The organism is Brevundimonas nasdae (genome assembly GCF_016654005.1).
Lineage (GTDB): Bacteria > Pseudomonadota > Alphaproteobacteria > Caulobacterales > Caulobacteraceae > Brevundimonas > Brevundimonas nasdae.
This window is the reverse complement of record NZ_JAEPWN010000011.1, coordinates 49,135-63,579: the sequence shown is the minus strand read 5'-3', so window position 1 is coordinate 63,579 and position 14,445 is coordinate 49,135. Positions and strand designations below refer to the sequence as shown.

Genomic DNA, 14,445 nt, shown 5'->3' with positions numbered 1-14,445 from the left:
TCAGCCTGCCAGAACGCCCAGGTGCTCCAGCAGGATCATGGTTCCAAGACCGATCAGGGCAAGGCCGCCGACGAACTCGGCGGCCTTGCCGAATTTGGCGCCCACCGCGCGGCCGATCAGCAGGCCGATGGTGGTCAGGACGAAGGTGGTGAAGCCGATCGAGGCGGCGATCACCCAGATGTTCGCGCCCAGGAAGGCCAGCCCCACGCCGACGGCGGCGGCGTCGATGCTGGTGCCGACGGCGGTGGCGATCAGGGCCCAGCGGCCCGTGCGGCGCGGTGCGGCGTCTTCTTCGGCGTCACGCGGCTTGCACGCCTCCCAGAGCATCTTGCCGCCCACCGCGCCCAGCAGGCCAAAGGCGATCCAGTGGTCGATTTGTTCGACAAACCCCGCCGCCACAATGCCCAGCGCCCAGCCGATCAGCGGGGTGATGCCCTCGATGACGCCGAACACCAGGCCGGTCTTCACAGCGTCGATCCAGTTGGGGCGATGCGACGCGCCACGTCCGATGGCGGCGGCGAAGGCGTCCGTCGACATGCTGAGGGATAGGATCGCGATGGCTCCTGGGGTCATAAGCAACTTCCACCGGACGCAGAGCAACGCACTCCACTCCGGCCGGTGCGGCGGTGGAACGCGCTGGTCTCGCTAGGCGGTGGTTCCGCTGATCGCGCCACGCGCCGAAGCGCGAGTGTGTTGACCCGATCCCGGCTTAATCGCGCCGGAAGCTACTCCCCAACAGGAAGCGGTCCCCTACACGCAGACTCGGGGCGTTGGCAACCGCGTCGGGCGTGGGGTTAATTGGCGGCGGCGGGCGTGCGGCCGATGGTTTCGGGTTCGCTGTCATCCTCCAGCGCGCCCAGTTCGCCCCGCTCACGCGCCTGGCGGCCATAGACCCATTCGAACACCGGCGAGGTCATCAGGGTGGTCACAATGGCCATCAGCACCAGCATCGAGAACAGGGCCGGGCCGATGATGCCCTTCTGCAAGCCGATGTTGAGGATGATCAGCTCCATCATGCCTCGCGCATTCATCAGGACGCCGATCCCCATGGCGGTGGGGTTGTCATGGCCGGTCACCCGCGCCGCCGCCCAGCAGGCCACGGCCTTGGCCAGGATGGAGCCGATCAGAATGACCATCGCCACGCCCAGCAGCGACAGGCTGGAGACCATGGTGAGTTGCGTATTCAAGCCCGAGAAGGTGAAGAACATCGGCACCAGAACGACCAGGGCGAACGGCTCCAGTTGACGCTTCAACTCCCGGGTCAGGACACCGCGCGGCATCGCGGCGCCCAGGATGAAGCCGCCGAACACCGAATGCAGCCCTGCCGCATCCATGGCCCAGGCGCAAAGCATGAACAGCACCAGCACAGCGCCCAGCAGGGCCGGGCTGACCCTGCCCTCACGCTCGGCCATGCGGGCCAGCGGCGCCAGCAGCTTTGGCCCCATGGTCAGCATCAGGCCGGCGAACAGGCCGCCGCCGACGATGGCCTTGACCGCGACGGCGGAGCCGCCGCCCATGCTGGCCAGAACCAGCGCCAGAACCGTCCAGGCGCAGGCGTCGTCGATGGCCCCCGCCGAAAGGGTCATTGTGCCCAGCGGCGTCCTGGCCAGCCCACGCTCCTGAATGATGCGGGCCAGGACCGGGAAGGCGGTGATGGAGATGGCCGCGCCCAGGAACAGGGTCGCCTGCATGGCGTCCACACCCTTGCCGAACAGGCCCATGTGCATCAGCCAGGGCGACAGGGCGATGGCGACAAGGAAGGGCGCGATCATGCCGGAGAATGACACAGCGGCGGCGCTGCGGACGTTGGAGCGGAAATGGTCGGAGCGGAAGCCCAGCCCGACCATGAACATGTAAAGGCCGATGCCCAGTTGGGCGCCGACATAGAGGACCGACTTGGTCTCCTTGGGGAAGATCATGGCCTGAAGATCGGGGGCCAGAAGGCCGAACAGCGACGGGCCCAGGATCACGCCCGCGATCATTTCACCGACGACCTGGGGCTGGCCCAGATAGGTCTTCACCAACCAGCCGGCGGCCCGGCAGGCGGCGATGATGACCGCCATCTGCAGAAAGAAGGCTACGCTGATTTCAGCATTCGACATTGGTTCCTCCCCCGAGGCGCGCCGCTCTTGAGAACGATCACATTTCGCCAGCATTATCCCGACTGACGCCAAACTCAAGAGGCGTTCGGCAGCCGGAACTTCACGGGAGCGTCAGTCGAAGGGCTGCAGCGGCGCGCGGCGCAGGGCCGCCAGATTGGCCGAGTTGGTGCAGAAGCAGACGGTGCGCAGTTGACGCATGATCGTCTGGAAATGCCCGACCACCGCCTCGGTCGAGAGGGTCGCGGCCTGAAGCACGCCGGTCGCCTGCCCCACGATGTCGGCGCCGATGCGGATGGCCTTGGCGACATCCAGACCGTCGCGAACACCACCGGAGCCGATCACTGTCGCTTCTGGGCAGGCGCGGCGCACATCAACGATGGCGCGGGCGGTCGGAACGCCCCAGTCGGCGAAGGCGGCGGCGTGTTCCGCGTCGATGGGATCGGTCGCGCGCTCGCCTTCGATCAGGCCCCAATTGGCGCCCCCCGCGCCCGCCACGTCCACGGCGGCGGCCCCCATATCCATCAGACGACGCGCGGTGCGGCCCGACAGGCCCGCCCCCGTCTCCTTGACCACCACCGGGACATCCAGTTTCAGAATCAGCGCCTCCAGCGCCGCGCCAACGCCCCACCAGTCGCGGTCGCCCTCAGGCTGACAGGCTTCCTGCAGGGGATTCAGATGCACGATCAGGGCGTCTGCGCCGATCATATCGACCGCACGGCGCGCTTCATCGACGCCAAAGCCGCGCGTCAGCTGGGCCGCGCCGATGTTGGACAGGATGAAGGTGTCCGGCGCCCGGTTGCGCAGGGCCATGCCCAGGCCGCCGGTCGCCGCATCCTCGATGGCCGTGCGCTGCGAACCGACAGCCAGGGCGATGCCCAGATGCTGGGCCGCCTCGGCCAGTCGGGCGTTGATCTCCTCGGCGCGCGAGGGCCCGCCTGTCATGGAACTGATCAGCAGGGGCGCTTTCAGACGCCGCCCCAGGAAATCCGCGCCCAGGTCGATCTTGTCGTGGTCAAGATCCGGCAAGGCTTCATGCACGAACCGGATGGTGTCGAAGCCCGCGTCGCGCCTATGACGCCCACGCCCGGACAGCACCACATCGAGATGCTGGTCCTTGCGGCCGGATGACGGAAAGCCAGTCATCCAGGCCGCTTAGACGTGGATCATGGCTCCCTTGCGGCGGGGACGTTTTCCCGCGGCGTGCTGACCGGCTGACGCTCCAGCGTCAGGGCGTAGGCCCCCGTCTGGTTCGGGCCGTAGGCGCGGGCGCGGATGACGTACCAACCATCGCTGGGGGCGGTCCAGTCCAGCCGGGCGTGCATGTCCGACAGGCCGTCGTCGTCGTGAGCGATGCTGGAGAAGCTGTCGCCGTCCTCGCCCAGGTCGATGTAGGAATCGAAGGCGTTGGACACCATGGTGATCCGCAGCTTGTCGTCCTTCTTCGCCTGGAAACGATAGGCGTCATAATAGGCGCCCTCGTCCGACAGTTCATCCTTGTCCGTCAGGGTTCCGCGCACCGTGGCGCCGATCAGCAGGCTGCCGGGCTTGGGCTCCGGCCCGCGATCCGACAGCTCCAGCGAGTACAGACCCTTGCTGTCCGACGAATAGGAGGTGGCGCGCACGATGTACTGACCGTCCGACGGCAGGGTGTAGATCAGGCGCGCGTCCGTCCCCTCGCCCAGTCCGTCGTCGTCCGTGACGTCGGCGCTGAACTCGCCATCCGCTGACCCGATCTCCAGATAGGCGTCGAAGTCGCCGGATCGCAGAACGGCCTGAATGCGCTGGCCCTCCGTGCCGGTGAAGACATAGTCGGTGTAGCGCTTTCCGCTGTCGCTTTGAGGACCGTCTTCCTTCAGTTCGCCCTCGACGGTCTGGCCAAAGACAGCCTCGGTCGGGGGGGGCGGCGGCGCGGTCTCGGTCAACTCCAGCGTGAACTTGCCGTCGCTGTCGGCGCTGAAAGCCCGGGCTTCGAGAATATAGTCGCCGTCTGCATCCAGCGTATGGGCGAGGCGCGAATCCGTGCCGCTGCCGCCATCGTCATTCTCGGCCAGGATCGTGTTGTCAGAGGCGCGGCGCAGGGTCAGATAGGCGTCGAAGTCGCTGGACTTCAGGTCGGCGGCGATGCGCTGGCCGTTGGTCCCGGTGAAGCGGTAGGTTTCGACGCGTCGGCCATTGTCGTTGGTCGGGCTGGAGCGGTTCAGCGTGCCGTCGACCTTGTCGCCGACAGCGATCGGCTTGGACGGGGGCGCGGGCGGGGCTTCCGCCAGGCCGACCGTGAACCGGCCCGTGCCGCTGGAGAACGAGGTCGCGCGGATGACGTATTCGCCCGCCGCCGGAGCGGTGAAGGTCAGGCGCGAGTTCAGACCGCCGTCGGGGCCGTCGTCATTGCGGCCCAGTTCGACAAAGTCAGGCCCGTTCATCCGCCCGACCAGCACCACCGAATCAAAGGCGTCGGAATCCTGGGTGATCGTGAACCGATCCCCAGCGGCGGCGCGGAACGAATAGGCCTTGTAGCGCCCGCCGTCGTCGCTCTCGGCATCCCGCGACGTCAGCTCGCCCGTGATGGTCGCGCCCAGTCGGATGGGCGTGGGGCGCGGCCCGCGCGGCGCACGTGGGCGTTCCGTCAGCGACAGGCGGTAATCCCCGCCGTCCAGACCGCTGTAGGTGCGGGCCCGCAGGATATAAACGCCGTCCGTTTCGGGCGTGTAGCGCAGCCGCGCATCCGTGCCTTCGCCCAGTCCGTCGTCATCCTCGACCAGGGCCGTTGTGGATCCTTCTGCATAGAGGGCCAGATAGGCGTCGAAATCGTTGGAGCGCAGAATGGCTTCCAGCGGCTGGCCCGCGCGGGCCTGGAAGCGATAGTCGTCATAGACATAGGCGTTGCGCGGGGCCTTGCGGTCGCTGGACGTCAGCGCCCCCTCCACCGTGCCGCCGATCCGTATCGACGCCGCATCCTGAGCCAGTGACGGTCCCGCCGCCAATACAAGGGCCAGCGTGCTGACAGCGACAACAAGGCTCGGACGCTTCATGAAATCCTCCGTAGGGTTCGGCCGATCATAGACGACGAACCGAGACGCCTGTAAATCGCCGCCATCCTGAATTTCCTCCCACGGTAGTGATCTCATGTCGGCACAGCCCACCAGCGCGCACCTGATTGACGGCAAAGCTTTTTCCGCCGCCCTGGTGGATCGCGTCGCCGCTGCTGCGGCCAGGCTTGAAGCCGAACATGGCGTCAAACCGGGCCTGGCCGTGGTCATCGTGGGCGAGGATCCGGCCAGTCAGCTGTATGTGCGCAACAAGGGCGAAACGACCGTAAAGGCCGGGATGCGATCCGACACGCACCGCCTGCCCGACACCACGACACAGGACGAACTTCTGGCCCTGATCGCGACCCTGAACGCCGACGACGGCATCCACGGCATTCTGGTCCAGCTGCCTCTTCCCAAGGCCATTGATTCCGCTGCGGTTCTGGACGCCATCTCTCCGGACAAGGATGTGGACGGCTTCCACGTTGTGAACGCGGGACGCCTAGCGGTCGGCCTGCCCGGCATGGTGCCCTGCACGCCCCTGGGTTCGCTGATGATGCTGAAGGATCAGTTGGGCGATCTGACCGGCCTGAACGCCGTGATCGTCGGCCGTTCCAACATCGTCGGCAAGCCGATGGCGCAACTGTTGCTGGGCGAAAGCTGCACCGTGACCATCGCTCATTCAAAGACCCGCGACCTGCCCGCCCTGTGCCGCACCGCCGACATTCTGGTGGCCGCCGTCGGCCGTCCGGAGATGATCAAGGGCGACTGGATCAAGCCGGGCGCGACCGTCATCGACGTGGGCATCAACCGCGTGCCGTCCGCCGACCCGATCAAGGCCGCCGAGGGCAAGACCCGCGTGGTCGGCGACGTGGCGTTCAAGGAGGCCGTCGAGGTCGCCGGACGCATCACCCCCGTCCCCGGCGGCGTCGGCCCCATGACCATCGCCTGCCTGTTGGCCAACACCTATTCCGCCGCCTGCCGCGCGAACAATATTCAACCGGAGCCACTGGACGCTTGATGCATTAAGGCGGCGGGTGAATAGTCGCCCAACGGCGATAGCGCCGACAGGGAGATGTCATGGTCCGCCTCAACGCCCGCGCGCTCACGTTCACGACGGCGCTCCTGATCACGCCGGTCGTCGCCGGCTGCGGCTACAATACGATTCCGACCAAGGAAGAGCGCGCCCAGGCCGCCTGGGCCGATGTCCAGAGCCAGTATCAACGCCGCGCCGATCTGGTTCCGAATCTGGTCGCCACGGTCCAGGGCGCCGCCATTCAGGAACGCACGACCCTGACGGACGTGATCAACGCCCGCGCCCGCGCCACCTCGGTCAATGTTTCGGCGGACAGCCTGAGCGACCCCGCCGCCTTCCAGCAGTATCAGGCTGCGCAGGGCCAGTTGTCGGGCGCCCTGTCGCGCCTGCTGGTCACGGTCGAGGCCTATCCCCAGCTTCAGGCCAATCAGAACTTCCTGACCCTGCAGTCGCAGTTGGAAGGCACCGAAAACCGCATCCAGATCGCGCGGCGCGACTACAACGAGGCGGTCCGCGACTACAACACGACCCTTCGGACCTTCCCCAGCGTGATCTGGGCCAAGACCATCCAGTCCGGCTCCAAGCCCATGCAGCTGTTCACCGCCACGGCCGAGGCTCAGGCCGCGCCGTCGGTGAACTTCAACCTGGGCGCCCCGCCGTCGAACGCCTCTGCGGCGCCGGGCGGAAACGCAGCGCCGGTGACGCCGGGCGCGACGCCTCCGGCCCAGTGATGCAACGCGCTTGACCCGAACTCTAGCCCCGGCGCGACGCCTGACCGGCGTCGCGGCCCTTCTTCTGGGCCTGATGGCGGCGCTGTTGTTCGCTCTGCCGTCGATGGCACAGAGCAAGCCGACCTTCCCTGCCCTGACAGGCCGGGTGGTGGATCAGGCCAATCTGCTGGACCCCGCCACTGAACAGGCCCTGACCGAGAAGCTGGCGACGCTGGAGACCAAGTCCAGCGATCAGCTTGTAGTGGTCACCGTCAACAGCCTGCAGGGCTATGAGATCGGGGACTACGGCTACCAGCTGGGCCGGGCCTGGGGCATCGGCCAGAAACAGACCAACAACGGCGCCCTGCTGATCATCGCGCCGAATGAGAAGAAGGTTCGTGTCGAGGTCGGCTATGGGCTTGAGCCGATCCTGACAGACGCCTTTTCCAGTTCGGTCATCCAGAAAGACATCCTGCCGTCGTTCCGCAGCGGCGATTATCAGACAGGCGTGGTCAAGGGCGTGGACGCCATCATCGGCCAGCTGTCGCTCGATCCCGCCGAGGCCCAGGCCCGGGCCGCCGCCATCGCCGAGGAGCAGGCCAAGGTCGACGTGCCGGTGGGGCCGATCATCTTTGTCGTGCTGATCTTCCTGTTCATCTTCATCAACGGCGTTCGCGCCGCCGGACGTGGCCGTCGCACGGGCCGAGACGGATTCGGCTCCATCCTCCTGTGGGCGGCGTCAGAGGCCCTGCGCAATTCTGACCGCAATGATCGCGGCGGCGGTTGGGGCGGCGGAGGCGGAGGCTTCGGTGGAGGCGGCGGCGGATTTGGCGGCGGCGGCGGCTCATTCGGCGGCGGCGGCGCCTCAGGAGGATGGTGATGCATTTCTCCGCTGAGGACCAAACCCGGATCGCCAGCGCCATCGCGGCGGCCGAAGCCGCCACGTCAGGCGAAATCTTCTGCGTCGTGTCGCGGCGAGTGTCGTCCTACATCGACGTCAGCCTGGGCTGGGCGGCGGCTGCAGCGCTGATCCTGCCAATGGGGCTGATCCCGCTGGGCTTCGGTCCCGGCTGGCTGCCGCAGTTCGGCGGCGGTTGGGAGGCGGCCCACGTCAACGGCGGGCCGCAGGACGTCGCCCATGCCCTGGGGGCTTACGCCATGGTTCAGGCTGTGGTGTTCGTTCTGGTCTTTCTGCTGACCCGTATTCCGACAATCCGGCGATGGGCCACGCCCCGCAATGTGCGCCGCGACCGCGTGCGCCGCGCCGCCCTGCAGCAGTTCCTGGCCCACGGCGTCCACGTCACCCGCGAACGCACGGGCGTGCTGATCTTCGCCGCGCTGGAAGAGCATCAGGTCGAACTGATCGCCGATGAGGCCATCCACGCCGTCGTCGCCGCCGATCACTGGGCCGACGCGGTCGCCGCCCTGTTGCGAGAGATCGGCGCAGCCCGCCCAGCCGCTGGGTTCGAGGCGGCCATCGCCCTGTGCGGACAGGTGCTGGCCCAGCACTTCCCGCCGCGCCCGGACAACCCCAACGAACTGCCGGATCACCTGATCCTGCTCTGACTGTCGCAACCCGGTCGCATTCTGCGCCGAAAAGACCAGTTCTTCGCCGCTCGGTTCACCTAATTCATGCCTCGTCTTCTGACTTACAACGTCCATCGCTGCGTCGGCACCGACAAGCGGCTGGATGTCGACCGCATTGTCGCGGTGATCGGCGAGCACGAGCCGGACATCGTCTGCCTGCAGGAACTGGATGTGGGCCGCGCCCGCACCGGCAAGGTGGATCAGGCCGAACGGATCGCTGAGGGCCTGTCCATGACGTCGCGCTTCCATCCGGCGATGCAGGTCGAGGCCGAACTGTATGGCGACGCCATCATGACGCCGCACCCGGAGAGACTGATCCGCGCCGACTCCCTGCCTTCGGTTCGCGGCATTCCAGGGCTTGAGCCTCGCGGCGCCATCTGGTCCCAGATCACCATCGACGGCGTGGCGGTCAATGTCTTCAACACCCACCTGGGCCTGGTGCCCAAGGAGCAGAGGCTGCAGGCCGCCGCCCTGACCAGTGCGACCTGGCTGGGCGGCTGCACGGGGCCGACCCTGCTGGCGGGCGACTTCAACGCCACCTCGATCACCCGTCCCTATCAGACCCTGTGCCGCAAGCTGGAGGACTGCCAGCGGCAGCTGAAGCTGAAGCCGTCGATCAAGACCTTCCCGTCCGGCTTCCCCGCCATCCGCATCGACCACTGTTTCGTCAGCCCGGAAATCCGTATCCGCTCGGTGCGCGCCGACTATTCGCCGCTGGCGCGCGTGGCGTCGGATCACCTGCCGCTGATCATTGATTTCGACGTGGTTCAGTCCGGCGTTTGAGCCCTCGGCAGGGGTTCGGGCCGCCGCGCATGGGCCAGCCGCTTCCACGGCCGCCATGCATCCGACGAAGAGATCGGGTCTCCCAACTGCCATTCCGCAAACAACTGCTGCAGACGCGTGGGCTGGTCATGCCCCAGCAGATGCAGGCGCGGGCTTTTGAAACTGGATATGGCGGCGCCGACCGAGCCCATGACCGCCTCGACCGCCGCATAGTCGTCGGCGCCGATGCCGATCCAGTGGCTGATGGTGTGATGACGGTGGGCGGTGATGACGCCCAGCCCTGCCGCATCGGTCGGCTCGACGGCGATGTCGCACTCGGTGTCCAACCCCATCGAGCGGTTGTTCAGGTTGGTCGACCCGATACGCAGCAGCCGGTCGTCGATGATGGTCGACTTGGCGTGAACAATGATCCGGTCGCCGTTCTCAGTCAGCGGCGCAAAGGCGAAGAAGCGATTATATCGGTCGGCGCTTTCCAGCCGGTACAGCACCTCGGCGCGCGCCGTGTCCATCGTCAGGCTGTCGAACCAGCTGGGGCTCTTGGCGGTCGTGATCAGCACCACCTCCGGCCCGTCCTCCTCAGCCAGACGCGCAGCCAGGGCGGCGGCGATCACGGGCGAGGTGAAATACTGGTTCTCCATGTAGATCAGACGCTTGGCGCGACGGATCGCCTCCAGGTGCAGGGCTTCGTTCTCGCGCACCTCGTGCCGTCCGGCCCATTTAGGCTCGGTGCGGGCGACGCCGACCGGCACATCGGTCATGTGGACCGGCACATTGTCCGGCCACGGATCAGAGGCCACGTCGTCGGCGACCGTCCGCTCCCAGGTCGCTCGGAACCAGCGTTCGCGCGCCAGATCGCCCAGCACCCGCGCGGCCGGACCGTCGAACACGCTCATCATCTCGTGCCGCGCCTTACAGATGGCGCCGTTGGGCAGGGCGCGACGCGGGTCGCGATCCAGATGCTCTTCTGAATCCCAGCGGTCGGTCGATATGTCACCGCCGCCGACAAAGGCGATCCTGTCGTCGATGACGATGACCTTCTGATGGTGGCAGGCGCCGATGGGACCGGGCGAATCCATGCGGAACTCGACCATCCGCTTGCGGAACCACCGCTGCGCCCGATGCGGATAGAAACCCTGCGACGCGGCGATCAACAGCGGCGACTTCCAGATCAGCAGACGCACGTCCAGATCAGGCTTCTTCTTGACCAGCATACGCAGCTGCCGTCCGATCTCGGCGGCCTTGTCGCCAGGGCGTGTCTCCGGGTCCAGATGGGTGCGCGGGTCGAACTGCCAGCCCAGGACGACAATCGACCGCTCGGCCTTGTGAATCGACGACGCCAGGGCGTCGAAATAGGCCTCGTTCTCCATCAGGACAGAAAACCGATGCGCCACCTCGGTGCGCCAGATCCCCGGCCCCGGCGTCAGCAGGCTGCCTTCATAGCTGTGGCCGTCGGTGGTCATGCAGCCTGTCTGTCTGATTCGCGTGACGTCGTTAGCGAGGCGGCGTCTGTCCCTTTCGTTTTCATGCGGACAGCCTCGGGTCAATCTTTAGGGGACGGGATTGTGACGTTCGTTGATATGAAGCATAATGAAGGCGGCCATTCAGGCTAGGGAGGTCACGGGAAATGCAGGCGCTGGTCGAACTTATCGCCGGCTTGATTGCGTTCCTGGCCGCTGCCGTCCTGTCGCAATTCGGGGTGGAGATCCATTCTCCGCGCCAGATCGACCGCGAAGTTCACCGCACCACGGACTGCAATGTCGCCCCTCCGTCCAGCGCCCTGGTCGTCGACGCCAAAAGAGACTGTTGATCGCGACCGCTTCCTCTGCGGATTGCTTTGACCTTGGGCTTTGACTCGCTAGGGTAATCGGCGAGTTTTCGCGCGCCACGCGATTTGGATCGAGATCGACCGCTGATGAAATCCCGGAACAGGCCGCCTCTGAAACTGACCAACGACGAAGCGCCTGTTGAGCCGGTCGAGACCCTTGAGGCTGTCGAAACGCCTGCAGAGAATGCCGACGCTGCGACCCAGCATGACACGGACATCGTCGAAGAGCCCGTGACAGAGGCTGAACGCCCGTCTGAGCCGGTTCTGGAGCGCCCGATGTCCGAACGTCGCCGCCGACGCCTGCTGGAGGAACAGCGCCAGGCCGAAGAACGCGTGGCGGCGGCTGTAGCGGCCAAGACGGCTGAAAACCAGAGCTTCGACATCGCCCCTCATTCTGATTCCGTCGCAGCCGCAGAATCAGCCACCGCGCCGAGCGCCGCCGTCGAGATGGCCGTGGCGGCCGGCGGCCCGCCCGCTCCGATCAAGAAATCCACCGCCCCGGCTGTGAAGACGACCGCAGCCCAGCGCCAGGACATGCCGTCGGGCCGTCACGCCTATCTGATCGCCGGGGTCGCCTCGACCCTCTGGATCGGCGGCGTCGCCTCGTGGGCAGCCTATGAGTTCGGCGCAGGCGGAGCCGAGCTGGATGGCCTGCGCATCGCCATCTACGCCCTGATCGCCCTGGCTCCGGCCGGTCTGGCGATCATGCTGGCTCATGCCGTGCGTCAAGGCGCAGGTCTGGCCGCCGAAACCAAACGCGCGCGTGACCTGGCCGAGGCCCTAGTCGCCCCGACCGCCCTGGCCGCCCGTCAGACCGGCGAGGTTCTGCATTCGCTGCGCGCCGACATCGACCATGCGGCGCTTGCCGCCGAGCGCGCGCGCAATGACATGGCCCTGCTGCGTGAAGCCCTGGCGCAGGAGACCACGCGCCTGAACGAGGCCGCCGAGAACGCCAGCCGCACCGCCCGTCGTCTGGCCGAAGGCCTGGGCCGCGAGCGCGAGGAAATGACCAAGCTGGGCGTCCATCTGGACAGCCAATCGGAAGGCGTGATCGTCGCGGTCGAGCGCCAGTCGCGCATGGTCGCCGACGCCTCCGATCTGGCGCAGGCGCAGTTGCGCGAAGCCGAGGCGGCCCTGGCCGCCCGCGCCGCTGACCTGGCCGCGGCCGCCGGAGAAGCTCAGGACGCCGCCCGCGTCGCCGCCGAAGACCTGGCCCGCCAGACCATCCGGCTGGAGAACGCCGGCTCCGGCGTCGCCGAACAGATTCAGTCGGTCGAAGAGGGCCTGGGCCAGCAGCGCGCCGCCCTGGTCACCGCCGCCTATCAGCTGCGCACCGATCAGGAAGACTTCTCCGCCCAGGTCGAAAGCCAGCGCGCCCAGATTCTGGAGCAGTTGTCGGCCACCCGCACCGCAGCCTCTGATCTGGGTCAGGCCTCTCAGGCGTCCAGCGAGACCCTGCGCGATCTGGTCGAGGCCGCCACGGATCAGTTCCGCGCCCTGGTGGACATGTCTCAGCGCGAGGCCGACGGCTTCGACGCCGCCACCAAGGTGTCGCTGGATCGGTTCGAAACCCTGGCCGCCGAAGCCCGCGACACCCTGATGGAGGAAACCCGCCGCGCCCTGGAGCAGATGCGCGCCACAGCCGAGGATTCCCGCGCCGCCGCCGCCGACGCCGCCGAACAGGCCCGTCTGCGGGCCGACCGCCTGGGCGAGGCCCTGTTCGACGCGGCCCAGAAGGCCGATCAGGCCGCCGACGCCCGCATCGACGACGCCCGCCGCATCGTCAGCGAAAGCGCCGGACTGGTCGAACAGACAGGCGACCGCGCCATCCAGCGTCTGGAAGGCCTGCTTACCCGACTGAACTCGGCCCTGTCCGAGATCGACACCGCCGTCGCCGACGTGGACGAACGCGCGGCCCGCCTGCCCGAACTGGCCCGCGCCCGGGTCGAGGCCGTCCGCGCCTCGGTCGAGGAAGGCCTGGCCTCTCTGTCCGCCGCCTCGCGCAAGGCCGCCGAAGACACCGAGGCCCTGGATGTCGGCTTCCAGGAACGCGTGCGTCGCAACTACGACATGCTGACCGAGGCCGTGCGCCTGATGGGCGTCGTCTCCGGCGATGCGCCGGTCGCCCCTCGCCGCCGTGAAGCCCCGCCTGAGCCGGACGCCCGCGCCGCCCGTCCACAACGCGCGCCGGTCGAAGACCGCGCAGATGATCGCAGCACCGCGCTTCGCGGTCGCCTGCGTCTGGAGCCGTCCGAGCCGGTCCGCGCGCCCGTCACCGAACGTCTGGACTGGAATGACCTGGTGTCGCGCGACGAGCCGTCTGAGGCGCCGCTCGACCTGGACACGCCCGCCCTGCCCCGCGCCGACGCCGCCGCTCTGGCCGACCGCGTCACCGCCGCCATCCGCCGTATGGGCGTCGATCCCAACGCGCTTCTGCCCCGCTCGCGCGTCGAAGAAGCGGCCCGCGCCATCAGCAAGGGGGACGCCGACGCCGCTCGCCATATCGTCCGCCGCGTGGCCCCTGCCGCTGTGCGCAGCGTGTCGCGCCGCGTGATGAACGACGCCGAACTGCGCAGCGACGCCGAACACTATGTCCGCAGCTTCGGCAAGGAGTTGTCGGCTGTAGCCCGCGCCGGGGACGGCGCCGGGGTGCAGACCCGCCTGACCTCCGACGGCGGCCGCGCCTTCATGCTGTTGGATGCGGCGGTCGGCGACCTGGGTTAAAGCTTGACGTCACGCCGAACTTCCCTCCTCCTGACGTCGTCACGAAACCGTGACGAGTAACGCTAGAATGGCCAGCATGACCTCCTCCAGCGACAGCGCCCGACGCACGGATCGACGCCCCGGCATCGCCATCTGCGCCTATGATGTCGATGATCAGGGCTGGGATCTGGTCGAGGACCTTTCCGGCCAGCCGTGGAGCCCGACCGGCGCCCGCACGGTTGCCGTCACAGCAGCAGACCCAGAATCTCTGGCTTCGACCCTGAGCGCCCATCTGCAGAGCGGCGATTGCCGCGCCGTCCTGCTGGTCGGACGAAACCACAAATCCGGGGGCTTTCGCGTGCAGATGCGGGCTGAGAACCGGGACCTGACCCACAAGAACCGCCAAACCCTGACCGGCCCCGGCGTCGCCCGCACCACCGCCCCCGTCGCCGACATCGTGCGGGCCCTGAACGCGGCGGGCCTATCGGTCGATGCTTCTTCCGAAGCCGAGGACGACATCGGCTCGTACCTGCTCTACCGCGTGCTGTCGGAACTGCCCGAGGGGCCCCACACCCCCGCCATCGGCCTGCTTCGCGCGCCCCTGCCCGCCGACGAAGCCCTGATCCGCAAAGGCGTCAAAGCCGCCGCCAACGCCATCGCCAGCCACCTGTAG

General features: G+C 67.4%; 13 protein-coding genes and 1 riboswitch. Of the genes, 8 read left to right on the top strand and 5 right to left on the bottom strand.

The features are described 5' to 3' along the window. From JKF87_RS15400 to JKF87_RS15385, 4 genes are all read right to left on the bottom strand, one after another. On the bottom strand, nt 1–573 hold the full coding sequence (locus JKF87_RS15400; RefSeq protein ID WP_201100770.1) for a manganese efflux pump MntP: 573 nt from the start codon (nt 571–573) through the stop codon (nt 1–3). Nucleotides 574–577: 4 nt separating this feature from the next. After that, a riboswitch (yybP-ykoY riboswitch) is annotated at nt 578–743 on the bottom strand. A 51-nt stretch (nt 744–794) separates the two neighbouring features. Then, the gene (locus JKF87_RS15395; RefSeq protein ID WP_236261433.1) at nt 795–2,102 is read right to left on the bottom strand and encodes a cation:proton antiporter; all 1,308 of its coding nucleotides are present in this window, start codon (nt 2,100–2,102) and stop codon (nt 795–797) included. Nucleotides 2,103–2,213: 111 nt separating this feature from the next. Next, nucleotides 2,214–3,245, bottom strand: coding sequence for a type 2 isopentenyl-diphosphate Delta-isomerase (fni, locus tag JKF87_RS15390; RefSeq protein WP_201100769.1), 1,032 nt, complete (start codon nt 3,243–3,245; stop codon nt 2,214–2,216). Between the two features lie 20 nt (nt 3,246–3,265). Next, nucleotides 3,266–5,131 carry a PPC domain-containing protein gene (locus JKF87_RS15385; RefSeq protein ID WP_201100768.1) on the bottom strand — a complete coding sequence of 622 codons (1,866 nt, stop codon included), beginning with the start codon at nt 5,129–5,131 and terminating at the stop codon, nt 3,266–3,268. 94 nt (nt 5,132–5,225) lie between these two features. Between JKF87_RS15385 and JKF87_RS15380 the strand changes: the two genes are divergently transcribed. The 5 genes from JKF87_RS15380 (at nt 5,226) to JKF87_RS15360 (ending at nt 9,244) form a co-directional block, all read left to right on the top strand. After that, the gene (locus tag JKF87_RS15380; protein ID WP_201100767.1) at nt 5,226–6,149 is read left to right on the top strand and encodes a bifunctional methylenetetrahydrofolate dehydrogenase/methenyltetrahydrofolate cyclohydrolase; all 924 of its coding nucleotides are present in this window, start codon (nt 5,226–5,228) and stop codon (nt 6,147–6,149) included. Between the two features lie 59 nt (nt 6,150–6,208). After that, a complete protein-coding gene (locus tag JKF87_RS15375; RefSeq protein ID WP_201100766.1) occupies nt 6,209–6,895 on the top strand; it encodes a LemA family protein in 687 nt (228 codons plus the stop codon). A gap of 73 nt (nt 6,896–6,968) precedes the next feature. Continuing rightward, nucleotides 6,969–7,754, top strand: coding sequence for a TPM domain-containing protein (locus JKF87_RS15370; RefSeq protein ID WP_201100812.1), 786 nt, complete (start codon nt 6,969–6,971; stop codon nt 7,752–7,754). Continuing rightward, complete coding sequence (locus JKF87_RS15365) at nt 7,754–8,440, top strand: TPM domain-containing protein (protein ID WP_236261431.1); 687 nt, start codon at nt 7,754–7,756, stop codon at nt 8,438–8,440. The genes JKF87_RS15370 and JKF87_RS15365 overlap by 1 nt, the downstream gene beginning before the upstream one ends. Nucleotides 8,441–8,506: 66 nt before the next feature. Then, nucleotides 8,507–9,244 (top strand): endonuclease/exonuclease/phosphatase family protein, encoded by a 738-nt coding sequence (locus JKF87_RS15360; protein ID WP_201100764.1) that lies wholly within the window; start codon nt 8,507–8,509, stop codon nt 9,242–9,244. Here the strand turns inward: JKF87_RS15360 and JKF87_RS15355 are convergent. Beyond that, a complete protein-coding gene (locus JKF87_RS15355; protein WP_201100763.1) occupies nt 9,229–10,704 on the bottom strand; it encodes a phospholipase D-like domain-containing protein in 1,476 nt (491 codons plus the stop codon). The genes JKF87_RS15360 and JKF87_RS15355 overlap by 16 nt on opposite strands. Nucleotides 10,705–10,868: 164 nt before the next feature. Here JKF87_RS15355 and JKF87_RS15350 point away from each other — a divergent pair, with 164 nt between their 5' ends. From JKF87_RS15350 to JKF87_RS15340, 3 genes are all read left to right on the top strand, one after another. Further along, on the top strand, nt 10,869–11,051 hold the full coding sequence (locus JKF87_RS15350) for a hypothetical protein (RefSeq protein ID WP_201100762.1): 183 nt from the start codon (nt 10,869–10,871) through the stop codon (nt 11,049–11,051). Between the two features lie 105 nt (nt 11,052–11,156). Next, entirely contained in the window at nt 11,157–13,793 is a 2,637-nt protein-coding gene (locus tag JKF87_RS15345) for a coiled-coil domain-containing protein (protein WP_201100761.1), read from the top strand. Nucleotides 13,794–13,869: 76 nt separating this feature from the next. Then, nucleotides 13,870–14,445: a C15 family peptidase gene (locus tag JKF87_RS15340; protein WP_201100760.1), complete on the top strand. Its 576-nt coding sequence runs from the start codon at nt 13,870–13,872 to the stop codon at nt 14,443–14,445.

What these genes read in the sequence shown, in the direction of transcription:
- JKF87_RS15360 (WP_201100764.1), top strand. Translation starts at nt 8,507, where the DNA reads ATGCCTCGTCTTCTGACTTACAACGTCCATCGCTGCGTCGGCACCGAC.
- JKF87_RS15385 (WP_201100768.1), bottom strand. Translation starts at nt 5,131, where the DNA reads ATGAAGCGTCCGAGCCTTGTTGTCGCTGTCAGCACGCTGGCCCTTGTA.
- JKF87_RS15400 (WP_201100770.1), bottom strand. Translation starts at nt 573, where the DNA reads ATGACCCCAGGAGCCATCGCGATCCTATCCCTCAGCATGTCGACGGAC.
- JKF87_RS15345 (WP_201100761.1), top strand. Translation starts at nt 11,157, where the DNA reads ATGAAATCCCGGAACAGGCCGCCTCTGAAACTGACCAACGACGAAGCG.
- JKF87_RS15370 (WP_201100812.1), top strand. Translation starts at nt 6,969, where the DNA reads ATGGCGGCGCTGTTGTTCGCTCTGCCGTCGATGGCACAGAGCAAGCCG.
- JKF87_RS15365 (WP_236261431.1), top strand. Translation starts at nt 7,754, where the DNA reads ATGCATTTCTCCGCTGAGGACCAAACCCGGATCGCCAGCGCCATCGCG.
- JKF87_RS15375 (WP_201100766.1), top strand. Translation starts at nt 6,209, where the DNA reads ATGGTCCGCCTCAACGCCCGCGCGCTCACGTTCACGACGGCGCTCCTG.
- JKF87_RS15350 (WP_201100762.1), top strand. Translation starts at nt 10,869, where the DNA reads ATGCAGGCGCTGGTCGAACTTATCGCCGGCTTGATTGCGTTCCTGGCC.
- JKF87_RS15355 (WP_201100763.1), bottom strand. Translation starts at nt 10,704, where the DNA reads ATGACCACCGACGGCCACAGCTATGAAGGCAGCCTGCTGACGCCGGGG.
- JKF87_RS15395 (WP_236261433.1), bottom strand. Translation starts at nt 2,102, where the DNA reads ATGTCGAATGCTGAAATCAGCGTAGCCTTCTTTCTGCAGATGGCGGTC.
- JKF87_RS15340 (WP_201100760.1), top strand. Translation starts at nt 13,870, where the DNA reads ATGACCTCCTCCAGCGACAGCGCCCGACGCACGGATCGACGCCCCGGC.
- JKF87_RS15380 (WP_201100767.1), top strand. Translation starts at nt 5,226, where the DNA reads ATGTCGGCACAGCCCACCAGCGCGCACCTGATTGACGGCAAAGCTTTT.
- fni (WP_201100769.1), bottom strand. Translation starts at nt 3,245, where the DNA reads ATGACTGGCTTTCCGTCATCCGGCCGCAAGGACCAGCATCTCGATGTG.